Origin of the sequence: Paenibacillus amylolyticus (assembly GCF_050990605.1) — a bacterium.
Taxonomy (GTDB): domain Bacteria; phylum Bacillota; class Bacilli; order Paenibacillales; family Paenibacillaceae; genus Paenibacillus; species Paenibacillus amylolyticus_H.
Genome location: NZ_CP158832.1, coordinates 5273968 through 5291712 on the forward strand (window position 1 = coordinate 5273968; position 17745 = coordinate 5291712).

The 17745-nt window shown below is 47.6% G+C and carries 16 protein-coding genes and 1 riboswitch; of the genes, 2 read left to right on the forward strand and 14 right to left on the reverse strand.

The features are described 5' to 3' along the window. Positions 1–43: 43 nt before the first annotated feature. The 5 genes from ABTV53_RS23180 to ABTV53_RS23200 all read right to left on the reverse strand — a co-directional run bounded on the left by ABTV53_RS23180 (position 44) and on the right by ABTV53_RS23200 (position 4614). Positions 44–703: a methionine ABC transporter permease gene (locus tag ABTV53_RS23180; protein ID WP_433746966.1), complete on the reverse strand. Its 660-nt coding sequence runs from the start codon at positions 701–703 to the stop codon at positions 44–46. After that, entirely contained in the window at positions 704–1738 is a 1035-nt protein-coding gene (locus ABTV53_RS23185; protein WP_433746969.1) for a methionine ABC transporter ATP-binding protein, read from the reverse strand. It abuts the gene before it with no gap. A gap of 125 nt (positions 1739–1863) precedes the next feature. Then, positions 1864–2005: riboswitch (SAM riboswitch) on the reverse strand. A 137-nt stretch (positions 2006–2142) separates the two neighbouring features. Further along, positions 2143–2859: a Cthe_2314 family HEPN domain-containing protein gene (locus tag ABTV53_RS23190; RefSeq protein ID WP_433746972.1), complete on the reverse strand. Its 717-nt coding sequence runs from the start codon at positions 2857–2859 to the stop codon at positions 2143–2145. Between the two features lie 165 nt (positions 2860–3024). Next, positions 3025–3963, reverse strand: a complete 939-nt coding sequence (locus ABTV53_RS23195) for a COX15/CtaA family protein (RefSeq protein ID WP_433746975.1) — start codon at positions 3961–3963, stop codon at positions 3025–3027. Between the two features lie 306 nt (positions 3964–4269). Then, positions 4270–4614, reverse strand: a complete 345-nt coding sequence (locus ABTV53_RS23200; protein ID WP_017692403.1) for a thioredoxin family protein — start codon at positions 4612–4614, stop codon at positions 4270–4272. Positions 4615–4756: 142 nt separating this feature from the next. Here ABTV53_RS23200 and ABTV53_RS23205 point away from each other — a divergent pair, with 142 nt between their 5' ends. Further along, a complete protein-coding gene (locus ABTV53_RS23205; protein ID WP_433746978.1) occupies positions 4757–6043 on the forward strand; it encodes a DUF2515 family protein in 1287 nt (428 codons plus the stop codon). A gap of 201 nt (positions 6044–6244) precedes the next feature. Here ABTV53_RS23205 and ABTV53_RS23210 read toward each other — a convergent pair whose 3' ends face one another. The 4 genes from ABTV53_RS23210 to ABTV53_RS23225 form a co-directional block, all read right to left on the reverse strand. Further along, positions 6245–7873 (reverse strand): putative polysaccharide biosynthesis protein, encoded by a 1629-nt coding sequence (locus tag ABTV53_RS23210; RefSeq protein ID WP_433746981.1) that lies wholly within the window; start codon positions 7871–7873, stop codon positions 6245–6247. 61 nt (positions 7874–7934) lie between these two features. Beyond that, positions 7935–8375: a DUF456 domain-containing protein gene (locus tag ABTV53_RS23215; protein WP_047841365.1), complete on the reverse strand. Its 441-nt coding sequence runs from the start codon at positions 8373–8375 to the stop codon at positions 7935–7937. A gap of 54 nt (positions 8376–8429) precedes the next feature. Further along, positions 8430–9179, reverse strand: coding sequence for a Cof-type HAD-IIB family hydrolase (locus tag ABTV53_RS23220; protein ID WP_076253219.1), 750 nt, complete (start codon positions 9177–9179; stop codon positions 8430–8432). Positions 9180–9484: 305 nt separating this feature from the next. Continuing rightward, the gene (locus ABTV53_RS23225; protein WP_433746985.1) at positions 9485–10180 is read right to left on the reverse strand and encodes a TetR/AcrR family transcriptional regulator; all 696 of its coding nucleotides are present in this window, start codon (positions 10178–10180) and stop codon (positions 9485–9487) included. 325 nt (positions 10181–10505) lie between these two features. Between ABTV53_RS23225 and ABTV53_RS23230 the strand changes: the two genes are divergently transcribed. Continuing rightward, a complete protein-coding gene (locus ABTV53_RS23230) occupies positions 10506–11639 on the forward strand; it encodes an SMP-30/gluconolactonase/LRE family protein (RefSeq protein ID WP_433746988.1) in 1134 nt (377 codons plus the stop codon). A 150-nt stretch (positions 11640–11789) separates the two neighbouring features. On the opposite strand, the gene ABTV53_RS23235 is transcribed toward ABTV53_RS23230, so the two are convergent. The 5 genes from ABTV53_RS23235 to ABTV53_RS23255 all read right to left on the reverse strand — a co-directional run bounded on the left by ABTV53_RS23235 (position 11790) and on the right by ABTV53_RS23255 (position 17636). Next, positions 11790–12662, reverse strand: coding sequence for a metal ABC transporter permease (locus tag ABTV53_RS23235; protein ID WP_047841304.1), 873 nt, complete (start codon positions 12660–12662; stop codon positions 11790–11792). Then, positions 12662–13621: a metal ABC transporter permease gene (locus tag ABTV53_RS23240; protein ID WP_421891780.1), complete on the reverse strand. Its 960-nt coding sequence runs from the start codon at positions 13619–13621 to the stop codon at positions 12662–12664. The genes ABTV53_RS23235 and ABTV53_RS23240 overlap by 1 nt, the downstream gene beginning before the upstream one ends. A gap of 3 nt (positions 13622–13624) precedes the next feature. Further along, the gene (locus ABTV53_RS23245; protein WP_433746992.1) at positions 13625–14446 is read right to left on the reverse strand and encodes a metal ABC transporter ATP-binding protein; all 822 of its coding nucleotides are present in this window, start codon (positions 14444–14446) and stop codon (positions 13625–13627) included. A 31-nt stretch (positions 14447–14477) separates the two neighbouring features. Beyond that, positions 14478–15422, reverse strand: a complete 945-nt coding sequence (locus tag ABTV53_RS23250; protein WP_433754329.1) for a metal ABC transporter solute-binding protein, Zn/Mn family — start codon at positions 15420–15422, stop codon at positions 14478–14480. A gap of 237 nt (positions 15423–15659) precedes the next feature. Continuing rightward, the gene (locus tag ABTV53_RS23255; protein WP_433746995.1) at positions 15660–17636 is read right to left on the reverse strand and encodes a peptidoglycan D,D-transpeptidase FtsI family protein; all 1977 of its coding nucleotides are present in this window, start codon (positions 17634–17636) and stop codon (positions 15660–15662) included. Positions 17637–17745 lie beyond the last annotated feature (109 nt).

Consider the following 17745-nt stretch of genomic DNA (forward strand, 5'->3'; position numbering starts at 1 on the left):
TGTGGCATCCGCATCAATGCATATCCATCATGTTATCTATGTGTTATTTCCTGGTAAAAAATGTAACAAAGCGATCTCCAGCCATCTGGAGAATTTGCACTAGAATAATCATCGACACGACGGATATAATCATGATTTCATTTTGATAACGATAATACCCATAGTTGATTGCCAGCGTTCCTAGACCTCCACCACCAACCATACCAGCCATCGCCGTATACGATACAAGCGTAACGATAGTGATGGTTATACCAGCGAGCAGACCAGGCAGTGCCTCAGGCAACAACACCCGTCTTACAATCTGTCCGGTCGATGCCCCCATTGACTGCGCCGCTTCAATTACCCCCCGGTCAACTTCTCGCAACGTCGTCTCCACCAATCGAGCAAAGTAAGGAGCTGCTGAAATAACCAAAGGAGGTATTACGCCGAGAACCCCCGTAGCTGTACCGACAAGTATACGAGTGAATGGAATAAGAGCAACAATCAATATGATAAAGGGTACCGAGCGTAAAATATTAACAATCAGGGATAGTATAGTGTAAACTGTCCGTGACTTGATCGAAACAGATCGGGCTGTCATAAACAGCAGAACTCCAAGTGGTAAACCAAAGATAACGGTGAACAGGCCTGATACACCCAGAATTTGCAGTGTCTCTATGGAAGCTTTACCAACCTCTTCCCAACGTACAGTTGAAAAATCCATCTAACGTAACACCTCCACATCAAGTCCCTCAGCGGTTAATTCAGATATCGTCAGATCAATCGCATTGGAATCACCCTCGAACCGAACGGTCAGCTGACCATAAGGAACCTGTTTGATCGTAGAGATCGTTCCTTGCAGGATGGCAAAATCCACACCCGTCTTACGAACCGTTCTGGACAAAATCGCTTCATATGTTTTGTTCCCCAGAAAGGATATTTTCACAAGTTTGGAAGCAACCCCTGCCTGCAATTCAACCCCTGCATTCGCCAGAGCGGTCTCTTCCAGAGCCAGTCCAGCTTCATGGTCACGCATCATGAAGTCCCGCGTAATTGCATGCTGCGGCTTCAGGAACACGTCTGTTACAGGTCCCTGTTCCACAATGCCACCTTGATGAATAACAGCCACCTTGTCACAGATGTTCTGAATGACATGCATCTCATGTGTAATCAGCACAATGGTAAGGTTGTACTTTTCGTTAATGTCGAGCAATAACTTCAGGATTGAATTTGTCGTCTGCGGATCAAGCGCTGAAGTAGCCTCATCACAGAGAAGTACATTCGGATCACTCGCAAGTGCTCTCGCAATCCCTACACGTTGTTTCTGTCCACCCGATAATTGAGCTGGATATTTGTTGCTATGGTGCTCCAGACCAACCAAATTGAGCATTTCCTTCACTTTGCGATCAATGGCATCCTTGGGTGTATTCACAAGCTTTAGTGGAAACGCCACATTGTCATATACCGTTGCCGAGGATAAAAGATTAAAGTGTTGAAAAATCATCCCGATCTTGCGTCTCTGTTGCTGCAATTCGGTTTTACTCAGTTCAGTCAGGTTGATCCCATCAACCCATACTTCACCCTCCGTAGGCCGCTCCAGCAAATTAATACAGCGAATCAGTGTACTTTTACCCGCTCCAGAATGGCCGATCACTCCGTAGATTTCACCCTTTTGGATGCTCAAATTCAGCTCGGATAGTGCTGTTGTAGATTTTGCCCCTTTGCCGTACGTTTTCGTTAAACCTTTTAATTCAATCAATCGCACTTGCCCCTTTCCAACCACCTACATGTATCTTTACCCGATCTAAAGGAAAACTCCCCTTAAAGTACAAAAAAGAGCCCTTTGCAGATACAAAGAGGGCTCTTCACGTGAAAGAATATACCTTCTCATCTGCCAAAATCGTGCCTAGCACCATTTTGTAGGAATTAGCACCTAACATCTATAACGAATGATACATGTATCATGTCGTTACAAATCGGTTGCCGGGCTTCATCGGGCCTGTCCCTCCGCCGCTCTCGATAAGAAATATGTTGTTGTAGGATTTTATAAGTTCATGTAGTTTATGCTTTATAATGTGAACGTATCTTGTGAAATATCAGTTCAATCTTCGTCCTTGTGACCATTCTAATTAAAACTCAGTATATTCCAAGTATTCCGATTTGTCAAAGGGAATTATTTCTTTTCCATATATTATTGATATAACGATAAGAGGTTGTTAACGTTTCACAGACCATATCCACGCCCTGACGCATTTCCTGCACATGCTGATTCAGATCCTCCAACTTCACTTTACCTTGCAAGGTCTGGTGTAACTGCCACAGGTCATCGTGCATTTCGGAGTTCATGTAGTGAATTTCCATATTACGTCGTTTGCGCAGCTTGCTCATCGGTTCACGATAAGAGTCCTTGATCTGTATTAATTGCAAGGCAAGCTCATGATGCTCCCTCGCATAATCGAACTGCCTTAACACGGTAAAATAAGAAAAATGCGCTTTTGTATTTGAAGTATTCAACTGGAATATTTCATTCAATACGGTGCCGACCTTATCCAGAATGGCAAAGCAGCGAATGAAGCCATCCTTGTAAAAATACACATACCGGGCATACTCGGCTTTTTCAGCCTGCGTCATGTCGTCCGTTGAGCCTGCAACGACCTTTTTGCGAAAATGAGCAGCAGCGAAGCAGCTTTGCTCCAGTTCATCCAGTGAGGAGATGAGTCCCTGGGTCCACACATACAGTTTTCGATAGTCGTGCGTGAGATCATGGTCCACATGCATTTGTCGCTGAAATAACTCAAGCGTGTGCGCCATTGCGTCCATCGCTTCCTTCAATTTCCCTTCGTTTACACGCAGTTTTTCCCCCAGCAACGTTCGCAGCATATCTAACCTCCTCTTTTGCAAATCAACAAGAATTCATCACCGTAAACGTAACACATCATCCAATCCGTGTAATTGCTGCTTGCCATAGGTTGCCCTGATCCCCCTGACATCAAACAAAGTCCACCTGTCCAATGATGTACATCACTGGATGGTGGACTTTCATATTCAAAAACGATTAACCGGACGATGCAGCTTGTACACCAGGAAACTCATATACGTCAAAACCCCGAACAATATGGCGATATCCAGCATATGTGCGAGAGCTACGAACATGTATACTTCCGGACGGTTCATTGTCACCATCATGAAAATACCAATGACTACTTGCATCAGGATGAGAACAACGGATACCACGCCAAGGGTGCGCATTTCCTTGTTGTCCGGATGATTACGGTAAGCGAAGTGACCCAGGATTGCAATAACAATCACGAGCGACGCTGCTGCTGCACGGTGAGCAAAAGCAACCGCTACCCCACCCGAAAGCTCAGGAATAATTTGCCCGTTACAGAGCGGAAATCCGGAACATCCGCCGGCAGAGTCCGTGTGACTCACAAATGCACCCGTGTATACCACGAGATATGTGTAAATGGTGGAGAACCATACCAAATTCCTGAATTTCTTGCTAACCCTAGGGTATTTACTCAGGCGCTCCAATCCACCATCTTTTGCCTCCTGCCTTATGCCCAAGGCCATCATTAGGGAACTGGCAAAAGCAATCAGTGCAAAGCCGAAATGCAGTGCCATGACTGCTGAAGATTGGGAGAAGACGACGGCAAAAGCCCCCATGATTCCCTGGACGATAACAAATACCAGGGTTAAGAAAGAAAACAATTGCAGGTCACGGCGTGACTTGCCGAACCGCAGAAAAGCAACAAACGAGGCAATGGACAGCAGTCCAGCCAGTGCGCTTACAGCACGATGGGAATATTCAATAAGTGAAGCGACAGTATGTGCAGGAACGAGTTTTCCGTTACATAAAGGCCATTCTGTTCCGCAGCCAAGGCCCGATTCCGTTTTGGTTACGATGCCTCCACCAAAAGTGGCCAGAAACATGACAAGACAGGTTAATACGGTTAACCATTTAAACAAAGTTAAGTGTTTCAATTTTTTCTCACCCGCTGTTGGTTTAAGATGGCGAAGAATATTCTCCGCTTGTTTCGATACTTTGACACTTATTTCACAACTAAATTCATTATACCGGATAAAATGTTCATTGACGTCGCGCTTTGTGACAAAATGTTAACGTCTGGTGAAATAATGACCCACAGGTCATTGAGGTTATGTACAGAAACAGAAACGTTTCTTACCTAGAACGTGTCGAACACACAAACGCCATTTCCCTATTTCAAGAGAAATGGCGTTTCATTGAAGTATACCCTTTTACAACATGAACCTGTCATACTTTTAAAATCATTTATGGATCGTGTTGTACACCTCAACTGCGCGATCCAGGAACTGCTCAATCTCTTCTCTCGACTTACGCAGCTTATTCACATACCGCACGAGTTCACGGCCATCTGTATACGCAACAAAGCTTGGAATGCCAAGAATATTCTGTTCTTCACTAACCGTCCCAACCTGATCCACGTCGACCTCAATCAAAGTCAGTTCACGTGCATATTTCTCTTCAACCTCAGGCATAAACGGATCGATGTATTTGCAGTCACCACACCAGTCAGCCTTGAATACGGCAATCGTCAAACGTGGGGATTGGATGGCTACATCAAAAGCCGGTTTGGAAGTAATCTGTTCCATTCGGTTCATCTCCCTTTCTGTACCTTGTCTTACCCTAAGTGAAGCAAATTGGCGAGTGGAAGTCAAATAATCAGCGCATACTTAGAATAAACCACATGCTCTGTGAATTTAAACCCAGAACATCATGAAAGGATGTCACATCATGACTTCCACCAGAACCGATTCTTCCAGCGAACAGCATCATGGGTCCCTCCTGCAGATGGTCCGTTCCATTCCGGGGGCTGCCCGGGAAATATGGCGTGGCAAACAGGCTGCATGGCAAGCTTCAGCACAGCTTCGTCACCCATTGCGCGACATCGAGTGGGATACAGATACGGCAGCTGCCTTACAGTCTGAGGTGGAGCGTTTGTTACCTGCCAGCGGCAAGTCTTTTGCACGCACGGACCAGGTTCAAAGCGCACTCGTCTGCGAAGAAGATTGCATCATTTTGGAAGAGATTCAGACACTGACCCAAGAGCATAATCGGAGTAACATCACTCGCACGGCTGCCTATCTGGAATGTTATGAGCAATATCCCGAACTGCACTGGGCTCTATTAGCTCATATGGTCTCTCGCAACGGCGGATATCACATGACAGATCTTCAAAGTGACTTAATGCATAATCTACAGAATCAAAGCGATCGCGAGCATATGTATCGGCTGCTGGAGCGATGCAATGCACTCATTTTTCAGGATGCATATCCCCAGCTTCTGCTGTATATGAACAGTCGCCGGATCGGACGAAGCTGTTTCCATCTCTTGTCCCACTTTCACGTATCGGCGTTTATGACGCCGTTTTGGGAACGCTTTTGGCTGGAACGATGCAGTTCACTGCTTAGTGTGGCATTAATTATTAATGAGCAGAACTATATCGAGAGTCGGGTCGTGCAGCATCCTTATTTTCAAAAAGAAGTACTCTCCAAACCCGCATTCCATCTGCATAATCTGGCGGGGCTGAATCATATCGTTTTTCCTCTCGGACGGGGAGCAGGACTTGCAGGACGCGTCATTGAACATTTTGGCAAGTTGGATGAGCGAATCATGTTTGGCAAAGGCCTATATGCTCTGTTGTTTGGCATGGAGCAAGTACACACACAAGTGTTGGCGTTTGCACGTTCGGTTCCCCATCGTGGCTCGCGTGCTGAATATTGGCCTGGCCTGTTTACCAATCGTGAAGATGAAGCGGGTGATCATACATTATACGCTCAGGCGCTGCTTGATGAAGAATGGCTTCCAGAAGGGCAACGATTATATAGTCCGGAACTGCTCTCCGTATGGGGGGATACGCCTTATGAACCGATCACCAGACATGACTGGCTTCAGACTCGGGATTGTCTCGGTTATCTGACGGCACCTCGTCGGCCATGGCTGTTTGAGATGAGTCACGAACATCGGTATGGCATGCTGAAAACAGCACTGGCTCATGATGCAAAAGCCATTAAACACTAACGCTTAAGATCATATAGAGCAGGCAAAGCCGGATGATGTTGAATACCCGATGCAGAGCTAATCCTCCCTTGAGGGACCAATATAGAGCTCAGTCGCTCAGCTCTCCTTATCTATACAAAAAGCCCTGTCCGCTTAACAGCAGACAGAGCTTGTATCCTATTTTCACATAATATTAATGCTTGAATGATGCTCCTTGCATTGTTAACCTCTTTGCCCAGCTCCACGTTGAAGACGCATAAGTGGACGAAGAATTTTTTGCAGAATACGGGGGTAACTGCCCAGTTCGTCCTTGCGCAGTACACGCAGCACAACCATGAGAACCAGATACACCACAACAACAAGCACACCAACCACAAGGCAGGTAAACAAGAAGGATACACGAGCTGGCAGGAACAGTCCAAAGATCATATTCCCAATCCAGTTCGTAGCAAATCCTACACCTGCTGCAAGCAAGACCGTAATGATAAACCCTTTCCAACGATCTCCCATGATGGAGAAATCAACGATTTTACGAAGGACCCGCAGATTCAGGTACGTGATGACCAGGAAACAAAGGGCCGTTGCAATAATAATACCGTAAATGCCAAAGATCGGCGCCAAAACAAGACTTGCGATCAGCTTGACCACAACACCTGCTGCGACACTGATCATCGTAATCCGCGGTTTCCCTACCCCAAGCAATATGGAGTTAGTGGTCATCATCGTAATCTGGAAAATGGTACCGAATGTCAGCAAGGCAATGATCGGCGTTCCATCCAGATTGGTAAACAGCAATCCGTTAACCGAATACGCTGCCGCACAAAGTGCAATGACAATCGGCATACCTGTCAGAATCGAAATGCGCAACGCAAGTGTAACCTGACTCTTCAGATGCGCTTCATCCTTGCGGGCAAATGCTGCCGATATGACTGGCACCAACGATTGACTCAAAGCGATCGCCAGAATCGGAGGAATACCCGCAATACTTTGGGCCTTAGCACCCAAGATGGCAAGAACGCCTGTCGCTTCTTCAAGTCCGATCTGGCCACTGAGCAGTGGGACCACAAGGGATGAATCGATAAAGTTAATCGCTGGAACCGCAAGTGAGGACAACACAATGGGAATAGACAGCTTGAAGATATCACTGTAGATGCCTCGCATCGGCAACTGTTCTGCACGTTCGTAATTCAATTGGGCCGCACGGTCGCTACGACGCAGCTTCAAAGTGAAGTACAACATGACACCAAAGGCACCCATACTTCCTAGTACCCCACCAAATGAGGCACCCGCAGCAATCGTTTGGTCATCATAATTCCATTGCAGCATGACATAAGCCACGATAATGGCTGTACCTACACGGGCGAACTGTTCCACAATCTGTGAAATGCCACCCGCTGTCATGTTCCCCCGTCCCTGGAAATATCCACGCATCATCGCAATGGCCGGGAATAGCAGCAAGGCTGGAGCCAACGCACGAATGGCGCTGACCGATTCCGGTACTTTGGAGACATACGTGGCATAATAAGGTGCAGCGAACCACAGTAAAGCAGACATGACTACCCCGGCGACAGCCGCAAAGATCAGGGCTGCACGGTAGATCTGTTGTGCTTCGCCCGCGCGTCCGAGCGCATAGCGTTCCGACACCATTTTGCTAAGTGTACTCGGAATGCCCGCCGTTGCTACAGTTAACAGCATTAAATATACCGTATTGGAGATGGTAAACGATGCGTTACCGATATCCCCGAGGATATGCTCCAGCGGCACCCGTTGAACCAATCCGAGTACCCTCGCGATCAGCGCAGCGGCCGCCAGAATGAGCGTACCCCTAATGAATGTTTCTTTCTTAGACAAACCAATTCCCCTTCTTTCCTCCACACCGGACGTGCATCCCGTTGAAGCTAATCCTGAACGTTTAGGCGAATCTTACCACCCAGATAATAAAGAGAACAATCATGACAATTTGCAAAATAATTTTCATCACAGTACTCGTAAATAGCCCCACGACGGAACCAAATCCAACTTTCGACGCTTTGGAAGGTGAAGACCCTCCGATCAGTTCCCCGATAAAAGCACCGATAAATGGTCCCAATACCAGTCCGAATGCTGGAATGACAAATGGACCAATGATAACACCAATGGTACTCAGCGTGGTCGATAACTTGGAGCCACCGAACTTCTTCACACCCCATGCGCTGACGACATAATCAGCCACAAACAACACAACCACAATCAGAATCTGGATGATCCAGAACCATACACCGAACGGATCAAAACTGAAGAACCAGCCGTAGACCAGAAACGCGAAGAAAATAGCTACAGCACCAGGCAGTATGGGATATACCGTTCCAGCCATCCCCAAAGCAAACAGCAGCACAATTAAAATCCAGGCAATGGTTGCGAGCAAAGGTTACTCCCCCTTCAAAATATGTTCACGGATCACTTCGACGATGCCGTCTTCATTGTTACTCGCTACGATCAGATCAGCCGCTTCCTTCACCTGCTCCTGCGCATTACCCATTGCTACTCCAAGACCCACGGCCTCAATGACAGCCAGATCATTCAGACTGTCTCCAACAGCAACAACTTCGGACATCTCGATGCCCAGCAACTTGCAGACTTCCGCTACACCACTCGCTTTGGATACCCCGGCAGGGTTGATCTCAATATTAACGGGTGAGGAGTTGGTCATTTGCAGACCACCCATTTGTTGCAGTTCCATCATGATCTGGTGACGCACTTCATCCACTTCGGTATTGAAGCCGAATTTCAACCATTCCAGACCTTCAATATTGTCCGTCCAGCGATCACGGTTGAATAACTCTTCCACGGAATATGCCCAGTACCAGCTGTTATATTTCTCACCGATCTCCTGCATTTGACGAATCAATGCCGGGTCCATCAGATGACGCATGTGCAGATCATGCGGGGCTTTCCAGACTTCACTACCGTTTACGGTCACCATCGGTGTCTCCAGTCCAAGTTGGACCGCATAAGGCATCGCGTGGAATACCGCTCTTCCCGTAGAAAGGCACACATGTACACCCCGACGAATGGCAATTTGAATCCACTTTGCGGTCTCCTGTGTAATTTCATGATTATCGTTAAGTAATGTTCCATCCATATCTAGTGCCAGCAATTTGTATTTCAGTTCACTCATACAGTAGTTCCTCCTAGGTTGTCTCTCTATTTCTCCCTAATTGTACACATTCTTTCACAACAAGATCGCCCGGCATCCGCAAAAACGGACGCTCCGGACGTCACAGCTAACGACATTTTACCACAGATCATCTGTATGCAACAAAATAACCCGCTCAGGATTAAACTTCGAAGTTATTACATTTTATGTAATGTATCAATTCCTAAACCAAAAAAAACGGCCACCCCTAACAGGATGAACCGCTTTAGCTTAACCTTTGTCACTCTGGAAGTTTCCAGCCTAGCCCACAGCCAAGATGAAAGCAATCATTTTTTGCCTTCTTCTCTATCTGCCTTGGAAGCTGCAAACAAGGCATGGGACATCAGATCCATTGTTTGTTTGTATACGGTATGAGCAGACGTAACATCACCTAGGAACCCACCCATATACAAGTGGATTACACCATGCAGCGATGCCCATATGGTGCTGACAAGAGTTCTCGTCTCTTCCTGGTCCGAAATCTGCCCTTGCTGCTGGGCGGTGTTAATTAGAATCAGCAAACGGTGTATGGCTGTCATCGTTCCCTGCATACTCTCTGCATCCGGCTTGAACTCAGCAAAAGCTCCTCCGAACATCAGCTTGTAGTAGCTGCTATAATCCTGCGCGAACTGCCAGAAGGCTTCACCCAAATCCAACAATTGCTGCAAGAGCTCAGAGGAGGGCGGCACTTCTTCAAAACTTCGAGCCAGCAATTTGCAGCCCTCCAGATACAGCTGCTGGGCCAAACCTTCTTTATTGATAAACAAACTATAAATGATCTTGGTGGAACAGCCCATCCTTTGCGATACTCTACGCACAGTGACGGCCTCTGGTCCTTCTTCCTGTAAAATGGCTGCAGCCGCCTCAACCACAAGCTTACGGAGATTTTCTGTATTTTGCAGACGTGCTTCCTGATATGTTTTTAATGCCCGCTCCGTGGATGGTGAGGGCTTGCCTTCGTTACTAATAAGGATCACCTTCATTCGGTTATCATGTTACTCACCAGCAACATAGTTACCGACTTGTAACAGGCATTCTAACCATTTACAGAAAAGTTGTCAACAAATCAAGCACGCTGAAAAAAAGTTTGACACGTATGTATCCATTTGGTTACTATGATTCTAACAGGAAACAATGTTACCAAAAAATCATTACCATATGTGAAGTATTTATTTTTTTGAAAAATCGGTAACATTGTTTCCGTTAGAAAACTTCGTTTTCAGAGTAGAGATCCGCGCCATGCAGACAAAGTCTGCGGCTGATTGGGGGCATGTTCCGCCCCCGCAAACAATATTAGGAGGATAAATAATGTCAACAGAACAAAAACAACGCAACCGATCCACGGGTCAACAATTTCGTAGGTGGAGCCTGACTCTGCTCGGGGGAATTGTGCTGGGCATCGTTGTATTTCTACTGATGCCCGCCACGGTGGAACCTGCTGCTTGGTCTGCACCTACTGCTCCTTCTTTTGAGAAGGAGGGTCCCTGGAAAGAGAACAACAAACTTAGCTCCGCTGAATTGGTTACTGACCGCGCGAAGTTCCCGGAATTTATCACTTTTGATAAAGAAGGGCGACTGTATACGGGTGACTCGGACGGAAAAATTTACAGAGTGACCTTTGACGCGGAGGGCAAAGCGCAGCCAGCCGAGGTGTTCGCAGATACCCATGGTACACCTAACGGATTGAAATTTGATGCTACAGGGAATTTGATTGTGGCAGATATTCAGAAAGGACTGCTGTCCATTGACCCGAACGGAGATGTCGAAGTACTAACCACTGAAGTAGATGGAGGGCCGATCTACCTGGCAAATGAGCTGGACATCGCCCAAGACGGATCGATTTATTTCTCCGATACCTCTAACTATGGTAAGGTCATGTTCAAAGAAATTGCCGAGAATAAACCGCATGGACGATTATTGAAATATGATCCGGTGACCAAGCAGACGACCGTTCTGCTTGAGGATTTATATTTTGCCAATGGGGTCGTATTGTCTGCCGAAGAAGATTTCGTGCTTGTAGCCGAATCATATCATTATCAGTTGACCCGGTACTGGCTGAAGGGGCCCAAACAAGGTACCTCTGATATTTTTGCAGAGAATCTGGCTGGGTTTCCGGACAATATCACACGTGACGCTCAGGGACACTTCTGGGTAGGGATATTCACAACCCGTCTGCCTTTTGCCGATTACATGCATAGTCATCCTTGGTTAGCGGCAACGATGTCCAAAGTTCCACAGGCCTTGTTAAATGGAGCCAGCGCGCCGGTTAAACATGGACTTGTCGCAGAATATGGACCAGAAGGAGAACTTGTGAATAGCTGGCATGATCCTGAGGGAACATTGTATGGCATTACCACGGCCGTAAGCCAAGGAAAATATTTATATCTCGGAACCGCACCTGGAGGAAGCCAAGGGGTTCATCGGGTGCTTTTGAAACCGTAAGGATTGTTATATTCATCTACCGCATAGCCACTCTTTAGGCATCCCAATAGCAGCTCACTCCAGCAGGAGGGGCTGCTATTGAATTTTTCTTCGTTTACAGTCCAATAAAAAAAGCCGCCTGTAAGGCAGGCGGCTGACAATCTCTATGAATTAACGTGCCGCGAATTTGCGACGAGCGTAACGGAATACGATGCCATGTTTCGGTGAGAGCAGAAGTGCGAGAACAAACAAAATCCCAGCAACGGCCACCATGCAGCCCGCGATGGAAGCATCCAGGGCGTATGCCATGATGTACCCTCCAACCGAGGAAGCTGCCCCGATCAGGACGGCATACAGAATCATTTTGCCCAGTCGATCGGTGAGCAGGTAAGCTGTCGCCGCAGGAACAATCAGCATGCCCACCACGAGAATCGAACCAACACTTTCAAATGAAGCTACGGAAGTCATGGAAACGAGTCCCATGAGCAGATAGTGGAACAATACCACTGGAATGCCGCAGGCCGCAGCCAGCGCCGGATCAAAGGCACATAGCTTGAACTGTTTGTAGAACAGCCCAATGACAACGAGGATGACCAGCAAAGTGATACCCAGCATCCAGACCGCCCTCGGTCCGACATCTGTACCTCCAAGGGTTAGTGTATCCCACTGTACATAAGCGATCTCACCAAACAAGACACAGTCCAGATCCAGATCAATATGCTGGGCGTTCAGACTAATCAGAATGACACCTACTGCGAAGAGTGCTGTGAACACAATTCCGATCGAGGCATCAGACGAGAGTCCACCCGCCTGTAAACTCTGTATGAAGAACACCGTAAGTAATCCAAACACCGTTGCGCCGAGCAGCATCCACAATGAATCTCTGGAACCGCTCCACAGGAAAGCAATTGCAATACCGGGGAGAACCGCATGGCTGATCGCATCACCAACCAGAGCCATTCGTCGCAGAATCAGAAAACAACCGAGGATAGCGCAGGCAGAAGATACCAATACGGCCGTCAAAATAATCCAAAACGTTGCCATTACATCTCCCCCCGTTCCTGCTGATTTCGCTGTGTGGCAAGCGTCTGAAGTGTAGCCCGCTCTTCACGCATATACGCGGACTTGGCCTGAATACTGCGCAACCGCCTTGCTAATAATCCACGACGCGGAGCCAACAAGGCAGATCCGGCAAAGAGCACCGTAGCCGCAAGAACGGTTACAGGTCCCGTCGGCAGATTAGGGATAAGCGTGCTAAAGATGGTCCCTGTTGCACCGCTCAATGCACCAAATATGCCTGCCAACACCACCATCAGAGCGAGTGAGTCGGTCCAGCAACGTGCCGCTGCTGCCGGAGTTACCAGCAAAGCTGCAACAAGCACCACACCAACGGCTTGAATCCCGGCCACCACTGCGATCACCGTCAAGAGCAGGATGAGCTGCTCCAACATGGCCACTGGTAGTCCCATACCACGCGCAAATCCGGGGTCAAAGCTCACCAGTTTGAATTCCTTGAACCAAGCCAGACAGGCAATCAGCAATACGAGACATACACCACCCATGACATACACATCTGTCATGACCATGGATGCCGCCTGACCAAACAAATATTTATCAAGTCCGCTTTGGCTTCCGCTCGCCCCATGTTGGATGCGCGTAAGCATCACTACGCCAACCCCAAAAAATACGGTCAGCACAATGCCCATCGCCGCATCCTGCTTGATCCGGGAGTAGCGGGTAATCCACGAAATTCCGAAGGTAGCGACGATGCCGGCCACCAGAGCACCGAACAGGAATAAGCCTACGGACTTCGTCTCCGTCAACATAAATGCAATACAGATCCCAGGCAGAGCAGCATGAGCAAGAGTGTCCCCCATCAGACTCTGCTTACGAAGGAAGGTGAAGGAGCCAATAATCCCGCTACTGAATCCAAGCAAAAGACAGCCAAGCAATATCCAACGTGTATTGGGGTCAGACAAGATGGCAACGATCCAGTTCCACATACACTACACCTTGCCTTTCTCCGTCCGGCTTCCGATCATCGCAATCCGGCCTCCGTACGTCTCTTGCAGTGTATCTGGTACAAATACTTCACTTGTCGGCCCACCTGCCACCAGACGTCCATTGAGCAATAGCACATGGTCGAAGTATTCCTCAACTGTCGCCAGATCATGGTGAACAACCAGTACCGTCTTGCCTTGTTTCTTCAGCTGTTCCAACAGGGAAATGATCGCTTTCTCCGTGGTAGCATCCACACCTGCAAACGGCTCATCCATGAAATACAGATCTGCGTCTTGTACGAGTGCCCGCGCCAGAAAGACACGTTGCTGCTGTCCACCGGACAGCTGACTGATCTGGCGGTACATGTAATCACCCATGCCTACTTGCTCCAGGCAGTGTGCCGCCAAGTCCCGCTCCTTTTTCCCCGGACGACGGAACCAGCCCAGATGACCATACCGTCCCATCATCACCACATCGAGCGCATGCGTAGGGAAATCCCAGTCGACCGATTCCCGTTGTGGTACATATCCGATACGGCGACGTTGTTCCCGGTACGATTGTCCGAAGATTCGTACCTCACCATGCATCTTCGGTACCAATCCTAGCACAGCTTTGATCAGTGTTGATTTTCCTGCACCATTTGGGCCAAGAATACCGATGAGCTGTCCTTCCGGAATATCGAAAGATACGCTGCTAAGCACCGGCTTTTTGTGATATGCAACGGCCAGATCCCTCACACTAAGAGGAGCCGATGTTGGCTGCGTTCCCTGCAAGTGACTGTTGTTCAGTTTCGTAGGAGTTTGTTCCAATAAAGTGGTATCTTCCATAATCCTGTAACTCCTCTCTTCATGTGATTCATTATTTCAGGGCTTCTACAATCGTCTCAACATTGTGGCGAATCATACCGATATATGTGCCTTCTTCCGTTCCCTCAGCCCCCATGGCATCCGAGAACAGTTCTCCACCAATGCTGACCGTATGTCCTTTTTGAGCTGCTCCGGCAATGATGGCTTCCATTGCTTTTGCAGGCACACTCGATTCAACAAATACTGCTTTGATATGGTTATCTACGAGATAATCCCGCAGTTCGCTAACATCTTTTGCACCGTATTCGGCTGCTGTACTGATGCCCTGAAGCCCCATTACTTTCATTCCATAAGCCTGACCGAAATATCCAAATGCATCATGCGCCGTAACCAATACCCGGCTTGCTTCCGGAATCTCCAGAATCTTCTCACGCACCTCGGCATCCAGTGCTTCGAGCTTCGCCAGATACGCCTCTGCCTGAGCCTTGTACTCTTCCGCATGGTCCGGGTCCGCCTCCACGAGCGTATCGCGTACGGCTTCTGCCGCATGCATCCAGTGGCTGACGTTAAACCAGACGTGTGGATCATATTCGGTACCGCCTGTATCTTTGCCTGAGTGTAACTCCTCAACTGGAATAGTCTCTGTAACGGCAGTAACCAGTTTGCTTGAGGACATTTTCTCCAAAATGTCTGTCATTTTGCCTTCGAGATGCAGTCCATTATAGAAAATGACTTTTGCTTGTTCCAGCTTGCGAATATCACCTTGGGATGCCTTGTACAAGTGGGGGTCAACTCCCGGGCCCATTAGCCCGGTAACATCAACATATGCCCCGCCTACCTCACGTGCTACGTCAGCGATCATTCCCGTTGTAGCGGTTACTTTCAGCTTGCCACCACTGCTCGTCTCTGCATCACTGGAACATGCCGAAAGTACAACAACCAGGACCAGAGCGGCTAGCGTAATGACCCCTCTCTGAATACTCCTCATTTTCACCATTAACAATTCAACCGTCCCCTTTCCCTCTCCTAAAATACTTGTCTACATCTAATTTTGTTGTACAAGGTATTAAGTTTTAATCTAGACTAATAATGTTTCCCTTGTGCAAATTTTATCCGAAGCCAAAAAAAAAGGCAAGGGATTATTTCCCCTGCCTGTCCAAATTCATATATTGTTCACTTCATTAACCTGTTAGATGTGATGTAAAAGCGCTACATCTGCCGCGTTTCTTTTACATTACTCGTTGTCTTTCTCTTCGTCTTTCTTACCTTTCGGCGTTCCATCGAGACCATACACTTCATCATATGCATCGAAAATTTTCCGTGCTATTGGTGAAGCACTGACTGACCCGAACCCACCTTCCGGTACAACAACAGCGACAGCAAGCTTCGGATTATCTCGTGGTGCAAAGGCAATAAATACACCATTCTCTTTTTTGTTCGGTCCAGTCCCCTGCTCTGATGTTCCTGTTTTCCGAGCATAATCGTAAGGAAAACCGTCAAATGAACTTACTTTGGTAACCATACCTTTATGCACTTCATTCCAGTGCGCATCGGCAAAATCAACTTCATTAAGCACCTTAGGTTTGATCTCTTTCACCACATTGCCGTCCGCGTCACGGATTTCCTTCACCAGATGTGGTTCCATCCGCTTTCCCTTATTGGCAAGCATGGTCGTGTATTGGGCGAGTTGCATCGTGGTGTACTTGGCTTGTTGGCCAAACGAGGCAAACGCCAAACGTGTTAGAGCTGATTCATGATCCTTTTTATATTCCAGTGTACCCAGGTATTCACTTGGCAGATCCACCCCGGTTGATACACCCAAACCAAATTCCTGCATGTGTTTGTGCCAGACATCGATGCTTTTCTCTGAGCCGTATTTGCTTAACAAACGTTTACCCACCATGTCGATCATGAAGGCATTCGAGGATTTCTCGATCGCTCTTCTCGCCGTAATAGAACCATTATAAGCAGAATGTGAGTTCTTCACTTGCCGTCCGTCTTTTCCCAAAACGGCATATCCCGGATCATGATAGGTCTGTCCGGCTGTAAATAGTCCTTCTTTCAATCCAATAAGCACACTTAGCGGCTTGATTACTGATCCAAGAAGTACTACGGATTCAGCACGACTAGGCTTGGCATCATTTGGAGGGAACGACTCAGTGGTTCCGTTCCGGAATACATATTTGATTTTGTCATAATCCCAATCGTTCGGATCATAATCCGGCATACTCGCCATAGCCACCACATTTCCCGTATCCACTTCCATGGCTACTGCATATCCGGTGATTGCCTTGGGAAGTCTTCGCAATTCATCCGTTATCGCCTCTTGTGCAGCCATCTGAATTTCCTTGTTAATGGTGGAAACCAGACTGTAGCCTTTCTCCGGTGGAGTCTGTAACATCGTTCCATCTGGCAGATTACGTGCATCAATATCAATGGACTGGTAGCCGCTTCGTCCACGAAGTTCTTCCTGATATTGAAGCTCCAATCCATCGAAGCCAACCTTCTCCTCCTCATGGTATACAAGACCAGGATCACGCTGGGTACTTGCCCCTTCGCGGATGGCCTTATATTTGGCAAGGCTGTCTGGTGCTCGCTTGAACTCTCTTGTGTAACCGACAACCTGAACCGCTACACCATCCGGGTCATATTTCCGTATGTTCTCCTCCAGCACCATCACCCCTGGATATTCCGCCTTTTTCTCCATGAAAAAAGCGATCTCTTTGGTCGACAGATCCGACTTCACCAGCCTCGGCACATATCCGAACGTTTTCTGGTAATCCAGATCCAGTCGTTTGATGATCTCTTCCGCATCCGGCTGTTCCTTGTCCCCTGGATTAAACTGCTTAAACACAGCGGCCAAGTCATGTGCCAGTTCCTCTGCTTCCTGCCTGCGTTCATCGTTCCGATAATCCTCATATAAGAGCACATACAGGGACTGTACAGGTTCCGAGTAAGCGAGTGCCACTTCACCTGTCGCATCATAGATGGGGCCACGAACAGGTGCAAGCGGAATGTCTTTGGTATTACGACTCGTTTCCATATACGTCAGTTCAGGCCCCTCCACAAATTGCACAAAGGCTAATCTGAAGATAAGGATACTGAATATGACAAATGCCGCGAAAAAAAACAGATTCAGTCTTGCGGTGGAAGGCTTGTTGACGGGTGCATCTTCCTCGGACATGGGTTTCTTTTTCAATCGGTTAAACATCGTTTTAAGCCTCTCCCGTTCCTGTATAAAAATAAAATAATTCATCCCTATTGTGCACGTATTCAATCCGGTATTTAATCCTTACTCATCCAAGTCTACCAAAGGTTAG